Below are 23,132 nucleotides of genomic sequence, written 5' to 3' on the forward strand. Positions count from 1 at the left end.
TTTCTTGCGGGTTGTGTAGACGTGAAGTAGAGTATGGCATCCATCTGTTATGAAATTTTTCAGCATTTTCCTTTGAAAATGCTTTTTGGCTTTTCTAAAATCTTAGGAATTTCAAGCGACCCGTTGTTGCTATTCTTTCAATTTAAACGTTTATTGCATTTAAGTATATCACACCCTTTTCTCATTTTCTAATTCGCAGCTTCTTTTTGAAATGCTTGCTCGGCACGGTTTTGAAAATAAATGCGCACGTCAAAATCTAAAAAAAAGCCTCTCCCTATAGGCGGGAAAGGCTTTTTTTGTATTACTTTTCAGGTATGAATCGATGAAAGTCGACTTCCTACCATTTTGGTAAAGCCGAAGGTTGTCCGACCGCACTACCGTCTTTCAAATTATAAAATCGGTAATACCGCGTATCATTTTGTTCGTAAAAAATTTGCCACGTATATTGATTGAGATATACGCCAGGCAGCATACGAATCAATTTAGCTTCTGGAAGCTCAGCTGCAAATCGATCTTGCATCTGCTCTCGCGTAACCGTTCCTTCTACAGGAAGTGTACGCACCGCATTATTGCCTTTGGCAGGCGTACCGTCAGAATTGTACTTTAGCCATACATATTCTTGTTTGCCGTCAGCCATCGTACCCATGACGACCCAAAAAATCGAATTTTCTCCCCATACCCATTTATCGGCTCGCTCTACTTCCACGAGCTTAGCCTGCGTTTGGGCGGCTGCAATCGCTGTATTACGTTCTTTCATTCGTCCTTGCATCGAGATCGTGTAATACAGATACACGCCCGCAATCAAGATCAAAACGATCAGAATCGCCAGCAAAATTATTTTTGCGCGCTTACTCACGTAGTCGTTCCTCCCGGTATTCGGTTTATCGAGTTAAAAGCCCTTCAAAAGCAGCTTGTGACTCAAACCGGATTTTTTCTTCGTCCAGGAACAGACATTCACGGTTTTTGACGATTTGACGACCGTCGACCCAGACGTGACGAACATCTTGCCCTGCCGCCGAATAAACAATATGCGATACATAATCGGTACGTGGCAAGAAATGAGCTTGCTCGGTATCAAGCGCAATAAAGTCCGCTTTCATTCCGGCAGCTAGTGTACCTAAATTTTCGATATACAGCGACTGAGCACCATACAGCGTGCCCATACGCAAAGCTTCCAGTGCAGGAACAGCCGTTGGATCGCCGGATACGCCTTTGTGGATCAACGCTGCGAGGCGAACTTCTTCGAACATGTCCAAGTTATTGTTGCTTGCTGCACTGTCTGTACCGAGCGATACGACGATACCGGATTTGAGCATTTGCGGAACTTTGGCTACACCACTCGCTAATTTCAAGTTGCTTCCCGGATTATGAGACACCGCAACTTTGTTCGCTGCGAGAATTTCGATTTCTTCATCGGTCAAATGAACCGCGTGCGCCAACATCGATGGACGCGAGAAAAATCCGAGCTTTTCCAAATGAATCGCTGGACGAACTCCATAATCACGCACATTTTGCTCGACTTCCGCTGCGGTCTCCGACATATGCGTATGCAAAGGCAGATCCAGATCATGTGCCGCTTGTACGAAACGTTCAATAAAATCAGGCGGGCACGTATACGGAGCGTGAGGAGACATCATGACTGTGATACGTCCGTCTGCTCCGCCATGCCAATTTTTAGCAAACGCAATCGCTTCGTTCAACTTGCGATCTTGTTCTTCAGCCGAACAAAGCCCGATTACGCCTCGTGCCAACGAAGCTCGAATTCCCGATTTTTCAACCACTTCCGCGACTCGATCCATATGGTCGTACATATCGAGGAATGTGGTTGTCCCGCTTTTTAACATTTCAACAACGGATAACGAACTGCCCCAATACACATCGTCTGACGTGAATTTCGCTTCCATCGGCCACATCTTCGTTTGTAGCCACTCTTGAAGTACCATATCATCGCCATAACCACGCAGCAGCGACATTCCGGTATGACCGTGGCTATTGACCAAACCCGGCATGAACAGCAAGCCTTTACCGTCTACCGCCGGCAGATCGCGCGCATCTTCGGGTTCATTCGGTCCGATATAAGAAATTACGCCGTTATCGATCACCATGCAGCCATTGATTACGCCACCTTCTTCTCCTGTCGCAAATACACCATTTCGAATGATCCATTTACTTGGATGATTAGTCGTTGTCATGGGATTCGGTCTCCTTTTCATTTTCGAGATAATAAGCCAAACTCAGCAAGTCCGTCGTGAAATCGGCGGTATGAATCCGAACTTCATTGGGGACTTTAAGTACGGTTGGCGCAAAGTTCAAAATCGCTTCGATTCCCGCTGCAACTAGTTGATCAGCAACACGCTGTGCTTCCGAGTCGGGAACTGTAATGATGCCAACGCGTATATTTTTTTCGATCACTGTACCTTTAAGTTCTTCGATCGGTTGTACCGTCAACATATTGATTTTGCTGCCGATTTTGGGTGTGTAGGAATCGAATACGGCTACAATCTTCATGCTTTCTTTTAAATACATATTGTAGTTGGACAGCGCATGTCCCAGATTACCGGCTCCGATCAGAGCTACATTAATCTGACGATCCAATTTGAGAATATGGCGAATTTGTTCGATCAAATAAGAAACGTCATAGCCGATCCCTTTGCGACCAAAATCACCGAAGTAAGCAAGATCTTTGCGGATTTGCGCGGGATTCAGATCCAACTTTTGTCCCAGTTCTTGCGACGATACGGTCAACACTTCTCTTTTATGCAATTCAGTCAAATGACGTAGATAAACGGGAAGTCTGCGAACGACGGCTTCCGAAATTTTTTCCGCTTTCATCCAAATTTCCTCCCAGGGAAAAATTAATCTCTTTTTTGTTCCGGCTCTAGCCACTGCTCTACTCTCGGCACAATCTGATCAAGAGCCATATGTTCCATTTTAGGACCCGGAAGCGAATATAAAAAGTACTTACCGTAATAAGATTCAATGACGCGCGTATCGTATACGATAACAATCCCGCGGTCGCGCCGGGTACGGACTAGACGACCAAATCCTTGCTTGAAACGAATAACGGCTTGAGGAACCGACAACTTGATAAAAGGATTCAAATTTTGTCGTTTCAGCAATTCGCTTTTGGCTTCAAGCAGCGGATGACTAGGTGGTTGGAACGGCAAACGTACGATTGCCAAGCAAGTTAACGCATCGCCCGGAATATCGACCCCTTCCCAAAAACTGCTCGTACCCAGTAACACAGATTGCGAACTTTCAACGAAACGCCGCGTCAAGCGGCTTCGGCTTCCGCTGTCTACCCCTTGCCCAATAAGCGAAATGCTCGATGAAGCCAGCAATTCTTTTAACGGTTCGTATACTTGGCGGAGCATCCGGTAAGACGTAAACAACACTAACATCCGTCCTTGCGTCGCAATCGCCGTTCGCGCAAGCGAATCGGTGAGCGCCGCCAAAAATGCCGCGTCGGCTGTTTGCCCTTTTACGCTTGGGAAATCTCTTGGAACGATCAATAAGGCTTGCTCCCGGTAATTAAACGGCGACGGTAACACTTCGGTTAACAGCCGTTTTTGCGAAGATGCTTCGCGAAGACCGAGTTGATCGATCATATAATCGAACTTTTTGTCTACCGCGAGCGTCGCCGACGTTAGCACGATACTTTTCTTTTTATCGAAAAAGTGCTTCTGAAGCTGCGCGCTAACATCGATCGGCACGGCATACATCTGGAGCGATTTGCTTTTGAACTGCGAACTGCCTTCTAGCCAATACACCGTACTTCCGTCATCTAGCCGCATGAAGAATCGCAGCGACTCTCTCGCTTCGGACAAGTCTTTGAACAAGCCGGAAATATCGGTCGCCAAGCCTTCCGCCGTATAATCGCCGCTATCTTCTTTCACCGAAGAAGCCAGTCGTTCGCCTCGGCGAATCACTTCGCCAAGCCCCACATAGACCTGATCTTCCAGTGTTGATAACGTATCCCAACCTTTTGGATATTCGCCGGCGGTTAACCGCAGCGTATGCTGCCCCGCTTCCGGTGCGGATGGATCAACTTTTTGCGGAAGTAGCGTGTAGAGCAGTTCGGTCAGCTTGTCCCAGCTTTCTTTGGCATCGATCAATTCAGGAATAATCTCATCAATCGAACGGGTCCAATCGTTTTTCTTCTCATGACCGATCCTTCCAAGCAACTGGCGCAGCGCCGATAATTGCCCGTTTTTCGAATCTTTGTACAGACGCGTCATGGAATGAACAAACGAAAAGTATTTCAAGTTCAGACCCAGATGCTTGCCTGCCACATCTTCAAGATGATGCGCTTCGTCAATGACCAATCGATCATATGCCGGTAGCAATTGATCGTCGGCTTTGACATCGGAGAACAATTTGGAGTGGTTCGTTACGACGACGTCCGCCATGGTCGCTTCGTGTTTGGCACGGTAATAGAAGCAACTGCGGAACCATGGGCAAGCGCGTCCAAGGCAAGAATCAGTCTCACTGGCAACCGTATCCCAAAAGTCTTGTCCACGTCCGATCCCCAAGTTTAACTCTTCGTCATCACCGCTTTGCGTACGTGTTAGCCAGACGATAAGCTGGGCAGAGGTCATCGCATCGTCGGCAGGATGGACAAATTCGCGTCGATCGATTTTTTGTTCTAATTTTCGCATACACAAATAATGCTGACGACCTTTGAACACGGATGCCCGAAACTCAAAAGGAACTACGCGTGTCAAAAGCGGAACATCGCGTTCGCGTAATTGTTCTTGCAAGTTGATCGTATGCGTACTGATCATGACTTTGCGATCATGACGAACACTCTCGTAAATAGACGGAATCAAATAACCGAGCGACTTGCCTGTGCCGGTTCCTGCCTCGATCAGCAGATGCTTATCGCTACCGAATGCTTCTTCCACTTTTTCGAACATGATATTTTGCGATTCACGTTCTTCATAGCCGGGAAGCTCTTCGCGCAAATTATGCTGCACTTGTTCCAGGAAATCGGCAAACGAAAGATCTTCAAGCGGATTGCCGTCTCGAAGTTCCCGTGCAGGAGGCACTTCTGCCCATTCGCCTGCTTTTAAAGCAAATTGACGATAAAACTTGAATTCTCCGCCATCGGGAAGCGGTTCAAGTTCTTTTTCTTCGACCAACGTCTGAAAGAACCAACCCAGATCGCTATCGCCTTGTAGCAATTCGGCAACTCGTTGAAGCGTAATGAGCGGAAGCGACCTTGCTTCTTCCAAACACTCCAAAAAAACGTGCGCGGTCGCTAACGCATCGCTATCGGCTTGATGCGGTCGCTCATGCGGAACGCCAAATTGCGAAGCAACAGCACCCAATTGGTAACTTGTAATCGAAGGGTATAAAATACGCAACAAGTCGATCGTATCCAAAATACGCCCGGTAAAAGGCAAATATCCGGTCTGATCGAGTGCACGCTGTAAAAATCCAAAATCGAACGCTACATTATGTCCGATCAGAACGGCATCATCAAGTAGCGGAATCATTCCGAGAATCGCTTCATCCAACCCGGGAGCTTCGCCGAGCTGCGCTTCTTCAATTCCTGTTAATTCGGAAATAAACGAAGGAAGCGGGACGCCGGGATTCACTAAAGATTGGTACGTCTCGACGATCTCAAGATCGTGATCGATTACGCTGAGTCCAATCTGAATGATCGCATCCGTTGCTTGAGTGCCTGTCGTTTCAAAATCCAGCACGGCAAATTTCATGGTGTCGATAAATCCTTTCAATCGGTTTTCCTTACCAGCATACCAGAGAAATCGTAGTTTGGGAAATTCTTCACCACTTCCAAGTTCGTAGAGAAAGTGCCTTGTCACCCACCGTTAGCGAACACAAACGGCGACTTCCAAGCCATCCTCGAAAGCAAGGATTGCCGGAGCCGCCGCTTGGGCGATCTTCAGTATAATCAGATGATTTCAGTCTTTAACGAATCGTTGCGTGGACTTCTTTTGCCGCCGTCTCGACCGCACGGTTGCCAGCATCAACGAATACGACTCTTGGTTCATGCGTCAATGCCTCTTCATTCGACATCGAAGCGTATGAAATAATAATAACCGTATCACCTGGTTGTACCTTACGCGCTGCTGCGCCGTTCAAGCAGATTACACCGCTACCGCGTTCGCCCGGAATGACATAAGTCTCCAAGCGTTCGCCGTTATTGTTATCCACGATCTGAACTTTTTCGTTCTCCAGCAGATCCGCCGCATCCATCAAATCACGGTCGATGGTAATACTGCCTACGTAATTCAGATTGGCTTCCGTTACGGTCGCACGGTGAATTTTGGATTTCATCATCGTTCTATACATGCAAAGGAACCTCCTTTAACTTCATAATATGATTATCGATCAAGCGAGTTGAACCGAATTTTACGGCTACTGCCAAAATAATCGATTGTTCCGACAAACGCAAAGATTTCATCGTTTGATCATCATCAAGCGGCTTTAAATTCGGAAACGTCAGCAATTCAACATAGTCGATCACAGCAAGAGGCGAAGCTTCAATCGTAGCTGTCACTTCCGAGACGATCTCAGCTGGGGTCGCGTCTGCCTCCTGCTGAATTTTAGCTTCTGCCGTTTGAAGTGAACGTGACAATACCAAAGCTTCACGGCGCTCGTCCTCACTCAAATATACGTTTCGCGAGCTAAGCGCCAGCCCGTCTTCTTCCCGCACGATTGGACAAGGGACGATCTTCACGTCCATATTCAGATCATTCACCATTTTTTGCAGTACCGCAACCTGCTGGGCGTCTTTGGCGCCAAAAAAAGCTTGATCCGGCTTAACGATATTGAACAGTTTTGAGACAACCGTCGCCACTCCATCAAAATGCCCGGGACGCGAAGCGCCGCATAAACGCTCGGTAACACCGGTCACCGTTACTGTCGTTTTTCGTTCTTCCGGATACATTTCATCGACAGAAGGCATAAATACAAGATCGACACCTTCGCGCTCCGCAAGCTGTAGATCCGCTTCTTCGCTACGCGGGTAGCGATCCAAATCTTCGTTGGCTCCAAATTGAATCGGATTGACGAAGATACTCAGTACGGAAATGCCGCTTTCTTGCCGGGAACGGCGCAGCAAACTTGCATGACCTTCATGCAGATAGCCCATTGTCGGAACGAATCCGATTTTAGGGTCTGCACCTAGATTACGACGTTCTTCTTTTAGTTGAGCGATCCATGTGCGTGCTTCCGTGATTGTTTTTGCAATTTTCATGACTTCGCGCCTACCTTTTGTTCATCGGCAGCTTGTAATTGATTTTGCTGTGTAGCTGGTTCGGAAGTTCCTCCGCCGTATAACGAATCAAGAGATTCGCTTACGCCGTCGTCCGCTTTAAATATATGGGATTCAGCAGGGAAAGCACCGCTTTTGACTTCATTGACGTAATCTTGAATACCGCCGCGAATTTGTTCGCCGATATTGGCAAATGTTTTGACGAAGCGTTTTTCCATATAAGGCGAAGCGTACTTCACCACATCATGGAATACCAGCACTTGACCGTCGCATTGTCGACCTGCACCGATGCCAATCGTCGGAATCGATAGTTCGCGCGAAATGATAGCAGCCGTTTCTTCTGCCACTAACTCCAGTACAACCGCGAATGCGCCTGCGGCTTCGAGAGCTTTGGCTTCTTCCATCAGACGCTTCGCATCTGCGGCGTCTTTGCCTTGTACGCGGTAACCGCCAATCGTATTGACCGATTGAGGCGTCAAGCCGATATGTCCCAAGACCGGAACGCCCGATTGGACAATACGTTTGACCGCGTCGGCGATTTCAAGTCCGCCTTCCATTTTGACCGCGTGAGCATGACCTTCTTGCATCAAACGGCGTACGCCTTTGAGCGTCTCATCGATACTTCCGTGGTAGGTCATAAAAGGCATGTCCGCTACAATAAAAGTCTGCGTGGCTCCGCGTGCGGTTGCTCTGGAGTGATAGACCATATCGTCTAATGTCACGGGAATCGTCGAATCGTATCCGAGTACGACATTGCCCAGTGAATCGCCGACCAAGATCATATCGATACCGGCTTCTTCTGCAAGTTTTGCCGATGGATAATCATAAGCGGTAATCATCGTAAGCGGTTCTTTTTGCTGCTTCATTTTTCGAATTTTCACTACGTTTAACGGTTTCTTGACTGTCATTGAGGTTGGCTCCTTTTTGGGAATAGTGGAGGCATTTTGCAAAGAACTTACAACTTCATCCAACGCAAAAAGCCTTTTGCTGTCACCAAAAGGGCCGAAAGGTAAAGAAGAAACGGGATATAAGGATTCGCTTCTCCCTTCTGTCTCGGTCCTTGATAGGCTCAGAGCAGAACTACAGGGCGTACTTAGGCGACATTTCGCCTGATCAAACTATTATCGTGCCTAACTTATCCTTAATGGGTAGTGCAGTTCGGTCATAATGCCGATACCGCCTCCACATCGTCAGTATATCAAATGTGTAGAGTGAAATCACGTCTAAGCGTTATTCTCTACTCTTTATCTTTTATGATTCGGATCAAATTCGACTTCGCCTGAATAGACAGGAATCTCTTGCCCATCTTCGGTCTTGATCATCAGCTCGCCTTGCTGACCTAGACCTTGCGCAATACCTCGGCGTTCACCGCGTACATCACGTACCACAATTTCGCGTCCCAAAGTGACGCTAAGCGATTCCCATAATAGACGAATGGGTTCAAAACCTTCTTCGTTATAGAGCTTGTATAACATTTCAAATTCGTTCATTACAGCCGCGATCAAAAGCGAACGATCGGTATCAACGCCGGACTCACGCCGGATCGAGGTGACTTTACTGCGTAATTCTTCGGGATAATCGGTTTCTTCCAGGTTGGCATCGATCCCGATGCCCATAATGCAGTGTCTTACGCGTCCGTCTTCAACGACGGCTTCCAGCAAAATACCACATAGCTTTCGACCGTCTATCAGCAAATCGTTCGGCCATTTAATGCCTGCTTCTACACCGGTCACACCGCGAATCGCGCGGCATACCGCAACTGCCGTGAGTAACGTAAGCTGCGGAACAGCTGTTAGCGGACCTTCCGGACGCAGTACCGCGCTCATCCATATTCCAAGCCCCGGCGGAGAATGCCAAACGCGACCTTGCCGCCCACGACCGGACGATTGTTCTTCCGCGATAATGAGCGTGCCTTCCAGCGCACCTTCTCGCGCTTTTTTCTCGGCTTCGGTCTGCGTAGAGTCAGTCTTTGCCAAAACGGTCAGTTGCCGTCCAAACACAGTCGTCGTTAATGCGGATTCGATACGCTGCGCATGAAGCGCGGCATGAGACGCCATAAGCCGATAGCCGAGTTTGGGCGAAGCTTCAAACCGGTACCCGGCTTCTTTTAGCCGCCCGATCTGCTTCCATACAGCGGTGCGGCTGACGCCAAGCACGCGGCTGATTTCTTCGCCGGATACGTAGTCTCCGTCAGCAGCTTCAAACATCGATAAAAGCGGATGTTTGGGTTCCTTTTGAGAATCCGTCATGTGTCTTCGCCTCCTTATCGGCTATCGTCTTTTGCAAAGTTTGCGTCAATTTCTTCGAGTGCCTTCAACAAATCCGCTCGTTCGTTTTGTACATGACCGAGTGCCACCGATTCCAACAATCGACGAATATAGATCCCCAGCCATGCGCCGGGTTTACGCTTAAGTGCAGCGACAATATCGTTACCACTGAGCGCAAGATCGCGCGGCGTATCTACCGGAATCCATTTAAGCCAAGTACTTGCTTGCCGAATCAGATCAGCGGAGTCATCGGTTGTCGCTTGCAGATGATCGCGATATTGAATCCAAAGCTTGACCGATTCACGTCCATGATCCAGAACACAGCGAACCAGAGTCAAACGAAGTTGTGCATCGTCGCTCTCATTAACCTTATTCATCGCTTCGTCGATTCGTATCAATACCGAGACTGATTTGGCAAAACTCCCAGAAAACGTCCAACTTTTCATCAACGCTTCGGCTTGTTCACCGGGAACTCCAAATGCTTGAAGCAGCGCTGCCCAGCGGAGTTCCGCAGGTTGAGCCGGCAATCTATCCAAGAGTTGCATCATTGGATGTTGCAACTGCGTTGTTGTCCAATTGATTTTCGATGTCGCTAACAGATTACTGTCTGCAAGCATCTTGATTCCAAAAGTCGGCTGAGCGCCCGCTATCATTTTTTCCAATTCGACGCGGATCCGCTCGGCTGCGATATACGCCATATTGCCTCGTAGCTCTAACAACGCTTCCCATGTGCTCTTTTCCCATTCAAAAGCAAATACAGACGCAAAACGAACGCCGCGCAGCATACGCAGCGCGTCTTCCCGAAATCGCTCTCGGGCGTCACCGACCGAACGAATCTTTTTGCGCTGTAGATCGACTTGTCCTTCATAAGGATCAACCAATGATCCATCAGACAATCGGGCAATCGCGTTAATCGTAAAATCGCGACGTTGTAAATCCTCATCCAATGATCGAACAAACGTCACTTCTTCCGGACGGCGAAAGTCTTTATATTCGCTTTCCGTGCGAAAAGTCGTCACTTCAAAAGGAATTTTGTCGATCACGACCGTGATCGTGCCATGTTCGATCCCTGTCGGAACCGTTCGTTCGAATAACTTTTCGACTTCTTGCGGCGTCGCCGACGTTGCAATATCCATATCATGAACAGGGCGACCGATTAATTCATCGCGGACGCAGCCGCCTACCCAACAAGCGGTATATCCACCTGCTTCGAGCGTCAGCAAAATATGTTCACTGAGCTGAGCTTGCTTGAAGTCCGCATGTTTCCACTGCGTCACATCGTTTCACTCCGTTTCAAGTACCCGATAATAAATCTCTTCATACTCGCGCATAATTTTTTGATCGCAAAATTGCGTATGTGCGCGATCCAGGCAAGCTTCACGCATTTCAGCTTTTTTCGCCGGGTCGCTAAGTAGCGAAATCGCATAAGACGCCATCGCTTCAGTGTCGCCGATTGGAGCCAAGTACCCGGTTATGCCGTGTTGCACAAGCTCCGGAATACCGCCCGCTTCTGAGCCGACCGTCGGAACGCCGCACGCCATCGCTTCCAAAGCTACGAGTCCAAAACTTTCTTTTTCCGAAGGCAATAACAAAATATCCGCAAGCGAAATGACTTGAGCGATCTCATCTTGTTTGCCCAAAAAATGAACCCGGTCTTCCAGCCCTAATTCCCGAATTTTGCTTTGGACTTTAGGCATATCCGGCCCTTCGCCCACAAGCAGCAACTTCGAAGGCATTTCGCGGTTCACTTTATCGAACACTTCGATCACGTCAGGTACGCGTTTGACGGGACGGAAATTCGAGATGTGCATTAAAATCTTTTCTTCAGGTGCCGCAAATTCACTGCGCAACGTCGAGACTTCGCGCGGGTAATACACTCTTTTATCGATAAAGTTATACGTCAGATCAATATCGCGCGTGATATCCAAAGCTTGCCGAGTCTGACCGATCAGATCTGCCGATACCGCCGTAACGGCATCGCTTCGATTGATCGCAAGCGCGATCAGATCTTTGAGCGTCTCGTCTTGTCCAAGCACCGTAATATCGGTACCGTGCAGCGTCGTGACGATCTTCAAATCTTCTCCGACCATTTGCTTCGCCAGATACGCGCATACCGCGTGAGGAACGGCATAATGCACATGCAAAATATCGAGTTTTTCGCGTTTGACCACTTGAGCCATTTTGGATGCCAACGATAAATCATAAGGCGGATACCGGAATACGTAATAATCGCTGACTTCCACTTCGTGGTAATGAATATTTTTATGAAAAGCACCTAGCCGGAACGGGATGCTATGCGTAATAAAATGGACTTCGTGCCCTTTTTCCGCCAACAATTTGCCCAATTCCGTCGCTACTACGCCCGAACCCCCAAGCGAAGGGTAGCAAGTGATGCCTATTTTGAGTACGTCTTTCATGAATGCCGGAACCCCTTTCTCGCTGCGTTAAAAAAGATGAACGGTATGTGGCAATCGGGATGCAAAACCTTCTGCATAACCGAAGCCGCATTTTTGACCGAGCAGCGAATCTCGTGCTTTGACCCGTTCCACATACTGTGCGGTCAGCGGGGTAGCCACAGCATCCGAGTTTGGCGCCGGAGCGGTGAACTGCGACGCGTAACAGCGTAACGAAGCTTCTTTTTCTGAATATACGTCCGTGACGTCTACCGTAAGATCGGCAGGCCCCATGTCATTGATAAAATAAAAATAAGAACGGCTTACCGTCACTGGAGCAATCTCGGGCATGTAACGGCGAAGCTTTGCATTAAAAATGGCTTCCTCGATCAGTTGGCTGCATGCAATATGGTCGGGATGACGATCTTCCCAATACGGTGCGAAAATCATGCGCGGCGCCCATTTGCGAATTTCCGCTACAATCGCCTGAATATGCGCATCGGTACGGGTCAGCCCGCGATCAGGCAGACCTAAATTGCTGCGCATGGAGAGGCCGAGTACGGCGGATGCCGACTCGGCTTCTTGTTGGCGCAGCTCTACCGTTCCGTTCGAAGACATCTCGGCAAAAGTCAGATCGCATATCCCGACGCGATAACCTGCACGTGTATGCTTCACGATCGTACCTGCCATCCCAATCTCCGCATCGTCGGCATGAGCGCCGAATACGAGGATATCAAGCGGCTCATTCATTGTCATCTAGCCCCGGCTTATATTTATCGACCAATTCTCGCCAACCGAAGTCGCCGCGCATCAAAGCTTGCACCAAGATTTCGGCAGTCGCTACATTCGTTGCAACCGGAATACCTTGTACATCGCAAATTCGCAGCAATGCTGTAATATCCGGTTCATGCGGCTGCGCCATCAAAGGATCACGCAAAAAGATAATCAAATCGAGTTCGTTTTGTGCAACCAATGCACCAATTTGTTGGTCACCGCCAAGAGGGCCAGACATAAAACGATGAATCACTAGCGATGTCGCTTCCATAATCCGTTGCCCTGTCGTACCGGTTGAATACAATTCGCAGTCGACAAAAGCTTGTTCGTAAGCCGTCACGAAATTGACCATTTCGTCTTTTTTGCGATCGTGCGCGATAAATGCCACTTTCATGTTAAGCGCCCCCTACATCAAATGTTCGAATCCGTATACCATTCCCGTATAATCCATGACTTTTTTGACTCCGATATTCACGCCTGGCATATAGCCGGCACGCTCATACGAATCATGACGAATTTTCAAGCTTTGCCCATAACCGCCAAACACGACTTCTTGCTGAGCGAATACTCCCGGCAAACGCAAACTATGAATCCGGAATCCATCATATTCGCCGCCGCGCGCGCCCGGCAAAATTTCTTCTTCGTTCGGATTGCCTTGCTTCAACTTTTCGCGTCCTTGCGAAATCAGCTCAGCAGTTTTGATCGCTGTACCCGACGGCGCATCTAACTTCTGATCGCCGTGTGTTTCGATGATTTCGACATGCGGCAAATATTCAGCAGCTTTTGCCGCGAATTGCATCATCAAAATGGCTCCGATCGAAAAGTTCGGCGCAATCAGTCCGCCGATGTTAGCTTCTCGGCAAAGGTCATCCAACTCTTTGATTTGTTCCGGTGTAAAACCTGTCGCACCCACCACAGGACGAACTCCATGTTTGATGGCGAGGACGGTATTGTTATAGACAACCGAAGGAACCGTGAAATCGACTAATACATCGGCTTGAGTCTCTGAAAAGGCTTGTTCCAACTCGGCAACGGCGATAACTCCGCATGGCTTCATGCCAGCAAATTCGGCTGCGTCTTGACCCGCTCCCGAACGGCTCGTCGCGGCAACTAGTTCAAGTGCTTCGTCTTCGAGTACCATTTTGACAACTTCGCGTCCCATGCGCCCTGCGGCTCCGGCAACAGCAACTTTGATTTTTTCGCTCATTCGAATTTCTCCTCCTGCTGCGGTTCGGCATCGATTTTCGTCCAACGATCTTTGTCTCGCGTATTAAATTTATGCATAACCCGATCATGGGCTTCGGTCAGATCGATATTCAGCGAATTGGCAAAACACAGCGTAATAAACAAAATATCGCCGAGTTCCAACTCGATTGAATTTTCATCTTCTCCCGCTTTTTTCGGTTTTTCACCGTAGCTATGGTTGACTTCCCGCGCTAATTCGCCCACTTCTTCCGACATCCGAGCGAGCATCGACAACGGACTGAAATAACCTTCTTTGAACTGCGAGATGTAGCGATCTACTTCGCGCTGCATCTCCGCCAGGCTTTTCTCCATGACGGTATTCGCCTCCTTTTTGAATATGAAGCATGTACATTCTTTCCTATGTTATCGCAAAGGGATTTTGAAGACAATGGTTGACGATTATCTCTTTGAGGATCGTCTAGGCTTCAAGGGTTCAACGGAGTATCGTCCACGCCCTGCTCCAACAATAGCGAGCCAAGCGGCGCATAGACTAGACACGGTCAATCCGAATGTGAAATTACGGACTTGATTCAGACGGGCAAGATGCTCAAGAGACAAATAAGGGAACACGCCATATGTATAATCCACAATATCGTTACTGAATGTCCAGATTGCCGCAGGGATCAACCATAATGTGCCAAGGCTGAAAAAGCGAACATACAACAGAGCTTCGATTGCCATGATGCCATGCGAAGCAACCAACATCCAGCTGAGTGGCTGAATTTCGTATCCTAGACCCGCGTCCCAGAAAATAATCGAAATCGCCCATACGCCATATTTGACGGATGTTACGATCGCTAAAGCTTCGATCAGCCGTACAATCCCTTTCATCCAACGTGAAGATGGAGGAAACAATAATCCCAGCAGCGCCAATGTAAAAAACAGACTGGCAGTTGGGCTATCTGGTACAAATACAATCTGCCAAGCTGGATGCGTTGCCCAGACTTGCGCCAACTGTTTTCCGTACCAAAAATAACCGTACGCTGTGCCGATCAGATTACTGACAAATAATAACCATAAAATTCGGCGATCGGTTAACAAAGCGCGGCTCCATAACCACGATATCCACATACTATGCCCCCTGGCTCAAATTAAACACGCTTTTTTATCTAAGCTGCGTTTTTTCTTCATAAAAAGCCTGACCGCGTTAGCAGTCAGGCTTTTTATGAACCCATTTTATTTTAACGTTGTCCTCTTTAAGTTGGCAAGCTTGAGGATTCTATCGAAATCATTTCTTTCTCCAACATTTTAAGTTCGTTTGTCAACGCCAGAAAAGCAAGTTCGTCGCCGCTGCACAGAGCTGCGTCTATATCTTGCTGTAACATCTCACAACGACGTTTACGTAACGATTCATCCCAGACCATCTCGGCGGCCAGACCCAACATCACTTCGTAAGCAGCTTTCATCTTGTCCAAAGGACGCACCTCCCGAGTTTCATAGATTTAACGACTTTGCTTCATTTTGTGAGCGCACTCATTTTTTCAAATTCAAAGATAACAAGGACACGTGAAGCGAGATCCTTTCTATTCTTTTAACCAAAGCTTTTCTTTTTGCACCACTAAAACGAAAATTTTCCCTCTTATTTGGTAATTATCTAAATCAATCGTTCAAATAAAAAAGCCTTCCATCCATAAGGGATAGAAGGCTTCGTCTTTGATCTACACAAAAAAGTTCATTTATCTCGAAGTCTGATGTGTGTCTTCAACAATCAAATGCTTCGAACAATTGTAAATTAGAGATTCCCAAAGCTCACCGCGCTTTTCAAGTACGCTTAGAGACAAATTTCCGATTTTCTCGACAGGACGATCTTTATAAAGCGCCGTATACAGTTGAGCAAGCAGACCGCCATGCGTGACAATCAGTATATTTTGCTGTGGATATTTGACTTCCAAATCTGCGATAAAAGCAAGCGTACGCTCTTCTACAGCTTGTAGCGATTCTTGACCATTGTCTTGAATTTTCCAATCGTCGCCGTATTGCGCAATCAAATCAGAAATCTGCATGCCTTCCATCGGTCCAAAACCTCGTTCACTCAAACGAATATCGGCTTCAAGCAAAGGAATTTGCAGTTTGCTGGCGATAATCTCTGCGGTTTCTTGCGCGCGAAGCAATCCACTTGAAATCGCAAAATCCCATGTAAAAGGCTCATCGACTAGACGATGAGCCAACTTTGAAGCTTGAGCACGACCTTCATCGTTCAATGGAATATCGCTTTTACCTTGAATCCGTCCTGCGGCATTCCAATCTGTCAGCCCGTGTCTAATTAATCCGATCCGCATCAAAGTCTCTCCAATCTTTTCTTGCCTATTCTTTATTATTTTCGCTTCGCTGCGATACGCGTTAACGACAATAGAGCCAGTCCCATACCTGTCAACGATAAAAACATCCAATATTGAGGATGCGTGGGACCGATCTGAGCCACCAAAGGTTCAATGATGCCACGCCCCGGCGTCTGCTTATCCGCTACGAAGTCTACGGTCTCTGCACCTCCGGCTTGCACCGTTAACGGCTGAGAAATTACGCCAGCAGGTACATCTTGCGCAATATTAGTCTCACGTTCCGGAATTCCAAAACCGACGAGATAAATAAAGCTAACCACGAAAACCGCCAGCAGCGAACCAATCCAGATCGCCGCTCTGCTCCGAAACCAATGCTGCGAAGCAAAAGTCTTCGATTCGCCGGGAAGTACCCAAGGAGATTCTTCGTAAATCCGATCCATGACGGTACGGTTCATACGTTCCGCATCCATCTGAGGAAGATCTAACGAAGTTTCTTGAATCAACTCATCCAAATCGGCAAAATCGCTCAAATCGAAATCGTCGTCGCGATCTTCCGGACGAAGTGTTGCGTTTTTTTTATGATGTACACGCTGATCTTCCGGGTTCCAACGTAACCCTGTCCGGTGGTCGCTTTCTTTACCCTTCATTCGATCTCATCCCCTTGTACAGCTCTTCTTCGTAAACCGGCCCATAATAATAAGGTTCTAACTGATTTTTGATACTGAGCCGCGCACGAAATAACAAGGATTTGACCGAACTGATACTTTGACCTAAAATTCGTGCGATTTCTTGATAATCCATCTGATCGTATTCGCGTAAAATAAGCGCAGCGCGCTGTTTTTCAGGCAAATTTTCGATCGCTGAACGAACCATTCCCACTTGCTCGTTACGAAGCAACGCTTGCTCCGGTGCCGCTTCTGTAGACGAGTCGCTAATCAGTTCGCCATCTTCAAGCGGAACATTTGTAGCCCGATGTTTACGCAGCTCGCTTAATGCTGTATTTCTTGCAATCGTATATAACCATGTCGAAAAAGAAGCTTCAACTTCACGGAATGATTGCAGACTTTTGAAAGCTTTATAAAAAGTTTCAGAACTCACGTCCTCAGCAAGATGACCAAGCCCTGCGCTTTTTAACATATAATACGTAAACGCTAAAATTTTACGCTGATAGCGTCGCATAAGAACGGAGTAAAGTTCGACATTCCCTGCTTTAATTTCCCGAATCAACTGGGAATCTTCCATCGAAAACGCGCCCCTCCCTCAATCGCCGCAAACAAACTTACAGCTCATTTTATCACGAAGCCCGTTTTTTGTAAAAAACCCGGGTTGTCGACTTATAGACGGATAAGGTTACAAAAAAGTTGCAATAACTTATCGAATTTTTAATTTTTTTATGTATAACCCTTATTTGGTTTGATTCACCAGGCGGCACAAGCTTTGAAACATCAAAAATCCTATAGATCTTCTCTATAGGATTTTCCAGTCTTATTTCGCTCTAATCACAGGGTCGATCTCCAAACATTTCGATCTTCCGGGTCCAATACGGCTTCGACCTTTTCGCCATCCAGAACTGCGATATAACCTTTAGGCAGAGCGAGCACTTGCAAAATTTCCGGTCTGGTATTGAACAATTGAAACACGTAATAACGTCGCAATTCTTCTTGTTCCACTTGACCTTCCGCAGGCCCTAAATACCAACCGGAAATTCCACCTTGCCGATGCTCCGTACGTTCCAGATACACTCGATCCGCGTTTAACGCTTTTTCCGAAGCGATTAGCGTATCTTGAAACAAAGTCGCTTCTCCTGTCGTCCCTGTTCCTTTTAACACGTTATTTTGAGCCAATTGAACCGATAACGTAACCGATAAATCATCTATTGTCCGCGAAAAAGGATCTGACTTATAATCCGGCGCTAAAATCTGTACATGCCCTTCTTCTTTTTCATGGACAAATAAAATACTCCAACCGACCTGAATTTTCATGCCGTCTTCGAGAAATCCGGCTTTCGCTTCCGTATCTTCAAACAAGTTGAGCAAAAATTCGCCTTGCGTTTCCAAAATTTCTTCACAGGTGACTGAAAAAAGGCGAGAACCGATTGTTTTTGTTTTCGTGACCAGCAATTTTACACCTCCTCAAGTCTAAGACCGGGTATTTTTGCGAATCCGTTCTTGCTCATTCACATATTCATTATACGTCCAAAAAGCTTCTTCTTGACCGCCGCCTTCAAGCAGCGTCGTGATCGCATACGATAGCATATCAACCCAATCTGCCATCTGCTGAAGGTTTTCATCTTCGATCAATTCATTGCTACGCAGCATCCCGTTCGGCTCTACCGCCCAAGCTCTGGCATACTGACAAATACTCCAAAAGCATGAGAGGATCGTTCGATCCAACTTTTCTTGTTCAAACTCATCGCTTAGAATATTCAAAATCTCCATCAATTCATGAAAATTGGATTCATCCAATACATTTTGATAAGGACGCAGCATTCCAAGAAAGCCTTGCTTTACCTTATCCTGTTCCAAATCTTCGTGTAAAAAAGCGTGCATTTTCAATAATTCGATCGCTTGCTCTTTATTCAAAACAAACCCTCCATCAGATAAAACTTTGTATATTGGTTATTCTTTCATCGAAGCTTCAAGCCTTGCTCGCAAACTTTCCGCCAATTTACGGAAAGCGGTTCGATGCGCGTCATCTTCGTACTCTTCTTTGCGAAGTTCCAGCCAATAATCGCCATCAGCAAGATCGTACATATCGAGCAGCGTAATTTCGGCGCACGCCGAATTTTCCATTACGGCGACCATCAATTCCGCTCCATCATCCCAATTGTAGGCATTGACGAACGCATGGAGCAATACAGCAGAATCCAGACTTTGCACAGCTTCTAGCGCTTTATGGCGGTCTTCTTCATTCAATAATTGGTCTAAAAGGTTCTGCTCGTCTTCCGTCAGTGTCAGCCGAATAGCGCCGCGAGTTTCCATCAGCAGATCGGCTACGGCACGATCTCCGCGTGACGCAGCAGCGTTCCACGGCGTTGTCCGAATTCCGCGCGGGGAGTCAAGTCTTGCTCCGTATTTGAGCAACAACTTGACGGCTCCTTCTTGTTGAAACTTGATCGCTTTGAGCAAGGCGGTTTCGCCCATTTTATCGGTCACTTCGATTTCGGCACCTTTTTCAAGCAAAATCTCAACCGCTTCTGTCGGCAATTTATAGGTCATAAACAACATCAAAGGGGTACGTCCCCGTGAATCCCGTTCGTTTACATCTAATTCTCCAGCAGCAGTTCGTACCGCATGCACGTTTTTGGTTCTTGCGATTTCCGCCCAGTTTGTCATTCTCCGGCTCCTTTACAGCGTACTTCTTATAGGAAAGACCTCTTCGCACATTGTTCCTTATCCTACAGTATCCTACGAGCTTGCTTTCAGTTCAAGGGCAAACGTATGTAATTCACTGAAAAGTTAAATAGATCAACAAAAAAAGGCCGCTCACAGTGAGCGACCTGCATACTACAAGGAGTACGCGATATAGGAGTGGAGAGAAACCATACTGTAGTTTTATTATATGTATACGCTTCCATTTTGTCAACGCTTTCTTTTCCTTTTTTGTTTGTAAAATGATTTGTCGCTTAATCGTATGTGATGTTAACGAAAAAGCGACAAATCCATTTTAGACATACACGTCGAACTCTAATCCTTCCAATGCTTCTTTGCCTCGATTCATATTTCTTTCATCGCGGAAAGAAAGTCTCATCAGCCCCGGTACATCTTCGCGGCTTTCGATGATTTGAAGATTGCTTAAGTTGATTCCGCGTGAACCCAACTCTGTCGTAATCCGCCCAATAATACCTGGGTGATCGGGGACGTCGAGATAAAGATCATACGTTTTGGCGATAACCCCTTTGCGGCGTTCCGGCAATTCATTTCGGAAATCGCCAGCTCCTTGAAAACGTGCCGATATTCCTTCGCCGTCTTCGCGCTCCAGTTGATCGATAAAGCCTTCGACTTGGGTGTTCCAGTCGCGTAGAAGCTTTAAAAGGTTAAAGCGGTTATTCAGTAAAATATCGCGCCAGACGACCGGGTCGCTGGATGCAATACGAGTAATATCACGGAAACCACCCGCAGCAAGCGTCCGATATAGCGGATTGCTTTCATGATACCCACTGATTTGGTTGACGAGCGCAACGGCGATAATATGCGGCAAATGACTGATTGCTCCTACGATTTCGTCATGTTCGCTCGGCTCCATACAAATCACTTTTGCTCGCGTCAACGCAAGCAATTCGGTTAAAGCTTCAGTCGCTTGCGGGTTTGTACCAGGTTCTGGTGTTAACACGTAATACGCATTTTCAAACAGAAGCGACGTTGCCGCTTGTACGCCAGAACGTTCCGAGCCTGCCATCGGATGACCGCCGATAAAGTACGCCTCGCCCCAATCCAGTTCTCTCGCTCTGGCTGCGATAGAAGCTTTGGTACTACCCACATCTGTGACGATACAGCCCTTTTTGAGAGGTAGTTGATGAATTTGTTCCAAATACGTCTCCAATAATCCTACCGGTGTCGAAAGAAACACAAAGTCGGCATCTCGCACGGCTTCTTCCAATGATAAAGTTGCCGTATCTACGACTCCACGCTCTACGCTCAGATCGGCGAGATCTTGCCGGTGAGAAAATCCGATGAGCTGAACATCCGGCTTCCCGCGAAAACATAAAGCTAGCGAGCCGCCAATCAGCCCGACACCGATCACAGCTATTTTCATATTCAGTCCGCCTCGATTCATTAAAGTTCATGCTAAATTTGTTGCTATGAAAAAGGAACACGCCTGCGCAGATTGAAATCTGCACCGACGTGTATAAAAATTTAAACCGTTGCTTCTTGCTCGTTTAACGCTTCTTCAAAAGTACGGATAAAAATTTCGTTTTCTCGTGGAGAACCTACGGTTACTCGCAGATGATTTGGATAAATTTTGAAGCCTGCACGTGCAATCACACCTTTTTGCAGCATACGTTGGAATAGCGCAACAGCGGATTGTTTCGTATCAATCATGATGAAATTGCCGTTTGCCGGGAAATACGAAAGTCCCAATCGTTCAAGTTCGCTTTTCAAGAACGTAAGCCCTTCCGCGTTTTTGTCACGGCAAGACTTTACGAAATCTTGGTCAGCAAGAGCTGCTTTGGCTGCGGCTTGCGCAATACGCGTCGTATTGAACGGTTCACGCACTTGGTTAATCGAACGAATGACAGACGCTTGTCCAACGCCGTATCCAATTCGCAGTGCAGCCAGTCCATAAATTTTGGAGAAGGTACGAAGTACCACCACGTTAGCATAATCGCTCAGCAGCTTCGTTCCATCTGGATATTCCGCATCGGTTACATATTCAAAGTATGCTTCATCCAACACGACCATAACCGACGACGGCACTTGATCCAAAAAGCTTCTTAGTTCGTTTTCGCTAACGATCGTTCCTGTCGGATTGTTCGGGTTACACACCCAAATAATTTTCGTGCGATCTGTAACCGCTGCAAGCATTGCATCCAGATCATGTTTACCTTCTTGCAAAGGGATTTCAATACTTGTTGCTTTCTCAATATCGGCGTTGCTTTTGTACACAGAAAAAGTAGCGTCCGCCATAATATTTTCATCGCCTTCCGATAAAAAGGCGCGTGTAATCAATGCAATCACTTCATCTGAACCGCAACCAAAAAGAATCTGATCCGGATTAACAGACAAATGTTCAGCTACAGCAGCAGTTAACTCGACTGCACCGCCGTCTGGATATAAATTAAATTTCGTCAATTCTTCTTCGATTGCAGCTTTGACACGTGGAGAAAATCCGTACGGATTTTCATTCGAAGCCAATTTTACCACTTCGCTTAATCCGTATTCTTTTTGAACTTCTTCGATCGGCTTGCCAGGCTGGTAGACCGGAAGATCGACAATATGTGCTTTAGGTTGCATCATTTTTCCCTACTTTCCTGATTTGGCGTGTTGCAGTGCGACAGTGTCGGGCTGCAAACAAGCGCAAAAAGTATATGTTTAGCCCGAAAAAAGCAAGTCTCGCGCAGGATACCGAAAAATCGGTGAAGTTCTGCGCGATTTGCTTGTATTCGGATTACACAATTATACTTTTAATTCTGCCACAAATTTGCGAATTTGCAAGAGCGCATCTTCACGTCTGTTTGCATTCATCAGATCAGGGATCAAAGATTCGATCGTACGCACGATCGCACTCCCTACGACGACTCCATCACAAAACTCAGAAAAACGCTCAACTTGCTCTCGGCTTGAAATTCCGAATCCAACCGCAACCGGCAAGCTCGTACGCGATTTCACGTCTTGGATAAAAGCATCAACGCCTTCGTGGAACGAAGCACGTTCGCCTGTAACGCCGAGCGAAGACACGCAATATACGAATCCTCTGCCGTTATTCAAAATCCGCTCAATCCGTTCGCTGGAAGTCGGTGCAACAAGCGGAAGCAACGCAATTCCTGCTGCATCCGCACGCTCAAGTAGTTCGCTCGATTCTTCGTGCGGAACATCGGGAATGATCAGACCGCCTATGCCACTCTCCTTTGCTTGTTCGAAAAATTGATCAAGCCCCATTTGCAGGACTGGATTGTAGTACGTAAACAATACGAAAGGCATCTGTACGCCATTTTCTCTGGACTGCTTTGCGACATCCAGACAAGTGCGTACCGTAACCAACTGTTCCAACGCACGTGCAGAAGCTCGCTGAATAACAGGGCCGTCTGCCAAAGGATCAGAGTAAGGAACGCCTAGTTCCAAAATATCCGCTCCGGCTTGTTCCAATTGCTGAATGATTTCAAGCGTTGTTTCTTTATCCGGATCGCCGACTGTCAAAAAAGGAATCAATGCAGTTCCACCTTCTTGGCTGATGCGATTAAACGTTTCTTCGATAGAGTGCAAAGTCGTAT

25 protein-coding genes are annotated in these 23,132 nt (G+C 47.1%); all 25 read right to left on the bottom strand.

What is annotated here, in order from left to right:
* Positions 1 to 337: 337 nt before the first annotated feature.
* Entirely contained in the window at positions 338 to 856 is a 519-nt protein-coding gene (locus tag NOM90_RS02720) for a DUF5590 domain-containing protein (protein ID WP_255939825.1), read from the bottom strand.
* 25 nt (positions 857 to 881) lie between these two features.
* Positions 882 to 2,192, bottom strand: a complete 1,311-nt coding sequence (locus tag NOM90_RS02725) for an amidohydrolase (protein WP_255939826.1) — start codon at positions 2,190 to 2,192, stop codon at positions 882 to 884.
* On the bottom strand, positions 2,179 to 2,832 hold the full coding sequence (locus NOM90_RS02730; RefSeq protein WP_255939827.1) for a redox-sensing transcriptional repressor Rex: 654 nt from the start codon (positions 2,830 to 2,832) through the stop codon (positions 2,179 to 2,181). The genes NOM90_RS02725 and NOM90_RS02730 overlap by 14 nt, the downstream gene beginning before the upstream one ends.
* A 23-nt stretch (positions 2,833 to 2,855) precedes the next feature.
* Complete coding sequence (gene dinG, locus NOM90_RS02735; protein ID WP_255939828.1) at positions 2,856 to 5,720, bottom strand: ATP-dependent DNA helicase DinG; 2,865 nt, start codon at positions 5,718 to 5,720, stop codon at positions 2,856 to 2,858.
* Between the two features lie 214 nt (positions 5,721 to 5,934).
* Positions 5,935 to 6,318, bottom strand: coding sequence for an aspartate 1-decarboxylase (panD, locus tag NOM90_RS02740; RefSeq protein WP_255939830.1), 384 nt, complete (start codon positions 6,316 to 6,318; stop codon positions 5,935 to 5,937).
* The gene (gene panC, locus NOM90_RS02745; RefSeq protein ID WP_255939831.1) at positions 6,311 to 7,225 is read right to left on the bottom strand and encodes a pantoate--beta-alanine ligase; all 915 of its coding nucleotides are present in this window, start codon (positions 7,223 to 7,225) and stop codon (positions 6,311 to 6,313) included. The genes panD and panC overlap by 8 nt, the downstream gene beginning before the upstream one ends.
* Positions 7,222 to 8,151 carry a 3-methyl-2-oxobutanoate hydroxymethyltransferase gene (gene panB / locus NOM90_RS02750; protein ID WP_255939833.1) on the bottom strand — a complete coding sequence of 310 codons (930 nt, stop codon included), beginning with the start codon at positions 8,149 to 8,151 and terminating at the stop codon, positions 7,222 to 7,224. The genes panC and panB overlap by 4 nt, the downstream gene beginning before the upstream one ends.
* A 336-nt stretch (positions 8,152 to 8,487) precedes the next feature.
* Positions 8,488 to 9,492, bottom strand: coding sequence for a biotin--[acetyl-CoA-carboxylase] ligase (locus NOM90_RS02755; RefSeq protein ID WP_370866556.1), 1,005 nt, complete (start codon positions 9,490 to 9,492; stop codon positions 8,488 to 8,490).
* Between the two features lie 14 nt (positions 9,493 to 9,506).
* Positions 9,507 to 10,787 (bottom strand): CCA tRNA nucleotidyltransferase, encoded by a 1,281-nt coding sequence (locus NOM90_RS02760; RefSeq protein ID WP_255939834.1) that lies wholly within the window; start codon positions 10,785 to 10,787, stop codon positions 9,507 to 9,509.
* A 6-nt stretch (positions 10,788 to 10,793) separates the two neighbouring features.
* Entirely contained in the window at positions 10,794 to 11,927 is a 1,134-nt protein-coding gene (gene bshA, locus NOM90_RS02765; RefSeq protein ID WP_255939836.1) for an N-acetyl-alpha-D-glucosaminyl L-malate synthase BshA, read from the bottom strand.
* Positions 11,928 to 11,954: 27 nt separating this feature from the next.
* On the bottom strand, positions 11,955 to 12,653 hold the full coding sequence (gene bshB1 / locus NOM90_RS02770; RefSeq protein ID WP_255939838.1) for a bacillithiol biosynthesis deacetylase BshB1: 699 nt from the start codon (positions 12,651 to 12,653) through the stop codon (positions 11,955 to 11,957).
* Positions 12,646 to 13,071, bottom strand: a complete 426-nt coding sequence (locus tag NOM90_RS02775; RefSeq protein ID WP_255939840.1) for a methylglyoxal synthase — start codon at positions 13,069 to 13,071, stop codon at positions 12,646 to 12,648. The genes bshB1 and NOM90_RS02775 overlap by 8 nt, the downstream gene beginning before the upstream one ends.
* A 12-nt stretch (positions 13,072 to 13,083) precedes the next feature.
* Positions 13,084 to 13,884, bottom strand: coding sequence for a 4-hydroxy-tetrahydrodipicolinate reductase (dapB, locus tag NOM90_RS02780; protein WP_255939841.1), 801 nt, complete (start codon positions 13,882 to 13,884; stop codon positions 13,084 to 13,086).
* Positions 13,881 to 14,234: a nucleotide pyrophosphohydrolase gene (locus NOM90_RS02785; protein ID WP_255939842.1), complete on the bottom strand. Its 354-nt coding sequence runs from the start codon at positions 14,232 to 14,234 to the stop codon at positions 13,881 to 13,883. The genes dapB and NOM90_RS02785 overlap by 4 nt, the downstream gene beginning before the upstream one ends.
* Positions 14,235 to 14,321: 87 nt before the next feature.
* Entirely contained in the window at positions 14,322 to 14,993 is a 672-nt protein-coding gene (locus NOM90_RS02790) for a DUF1405 domain-containing protein (RefSeq protein ID WP_255939844.1), read from the bottom strand.
* Positions 14,994 to 15,118: 125 nt separating this feature from the next.
* A complete protein-coding gene (locus NOM90_RS02795) occupies positions 15,119 to 15,337 on the bottom strand; it encodes an IDEAL domain-containing protein (RefSeq protein WP_255939845.1) in 219 nt (72 codons plus the stop codon).
* A 261-nt stretch (positions 15,338 to 15,598) separates the two neighbouring features.
* Positions 15,599 to 16,201 carry a histidine phosphatase family protein gene (locus NOM90_RS02800; protein ID WP_255939847.1) on the bottom strand — a complete coding sequence of 201 codons (603 nt, stop codon included), beginning with the start codon at positions 16,199 to 16,201 and terminating at the stop codon, positions 15,599 to 15,601.
* A 35-nt stretch (positions 16,202 to 16,236) separates the two neighbouring features.
* Complete coding sequence (locus NOM90_RS02805) at positions 16,237 to 16,848, bottom strand: hypothetical protein (protein ID WP_255939849.1); 612 nt, start codon at positions 16,846 to 16,848, stop codon at positions 16,237 to 16,239.
* The gene (locus tag NOM90_RS02810) at positions 16,838 to 17,443 is read right to left on the bottom strand and encodes an RNA polymerase sigma factor (RefSeq protein WP_255939850.1); all 606 of its coding nucleotides are present in this window, start codon (positions 17,441 to 17,443) and stop codon (positions 16,838 to 16,840) included. The genes NOM90_RS02805 and NOM90_RS02810 overlap by 11 nt, the downstream gene beginning before the upstream one ends.
* Before the next feature lie 257 nt (positions 17,444 to 17,700).
* On the bottom strand, positions 17,701 to 18,321 hold the full coding sequence (locus NOM90_RS02815) for an immunity protein Imm33 domain-containing protein (protein ID WP_255939852.1): 621 nt from the start codon (positions 18,319 to 18,321) through the stop codon (positions 17,701 to 17,703).
* Between the two features lie 18 nt (positions 18,322 to 18,339).
* On the bottom strand, positions 18,340 to 18,783 hold the full coding sequence (locus tag NOM90_RS02820) for a hypothetical protein (protein ID WP_255939853.1): 444 nt from the start codon (positions 18,781 to 18,783) through the stop codon (positions 18,340 to 18,342).
* 36 nt (positions 18,784 to 18,819) lie between these two features.
* Positions 18,820 to 19,536 (bottom strand): DUF4274 domain-containing protein, encoded by a 717-nt coding sequence (locus NOM90_RS02825; protein WP_255939854.1) that lies wholly within the window; start codon positions 19,534 to 19,536, stop codon positions 18,820 to 18,822.
* A gap of 331 nt (positions 19,537 to 19,867) precedes the next feature.
* Positions 19,868 to 20,956: a prephenate dehydrogenase gene (locus NOM90_RS02830; RefSeq protein WP_255939855.1), complete on the bottom strand. Its 1,089-nt coding sequence runs from the start codon at positions 20,954 to 20,956 to the stop codon at positions 19,868 to 19,870.
* Between the two features lie 101 nt (positions 20,957 to 21,057).
* The gene (hisC, locus tag NOM90_RS02835) at positions 21,058 to 22,155 is read right to left on the bottom strand and encodes a histidinol-phosphate transaminase (protein ID WP_255940523.1); all 1,098 of its coding nucleotides are present in this window, start codon (positions 22,153 to 22,155) and stop codon (positions 21,058 to 21,060) included.
* A 162-nt stretch (positions 22,156 to 22,317) separates the two neighbouring features.
* Positions 22,318 to 23,124, bottom strand: a complete 807-nt coding sequence (gene trpA / locus NOM90_RS02840) for a tryptophan synthase subunit alpha (RefSeq protein ID WP_255940525.1) — start codon at positions 23,122 to 23,124, stop codon at positions 22,318 to 22,320.
* Positions 23,125 to 23,132 lie beyond the last annotated feature (8 nt).

The organism is Saccharibacillus sp. JS10 (assembly GCF_024436065.1).
Lineage (GTDB): Bacteria > Bacillota > Bacilli > Paenibacillales > Paenibacillaceae > Saccharibacillus.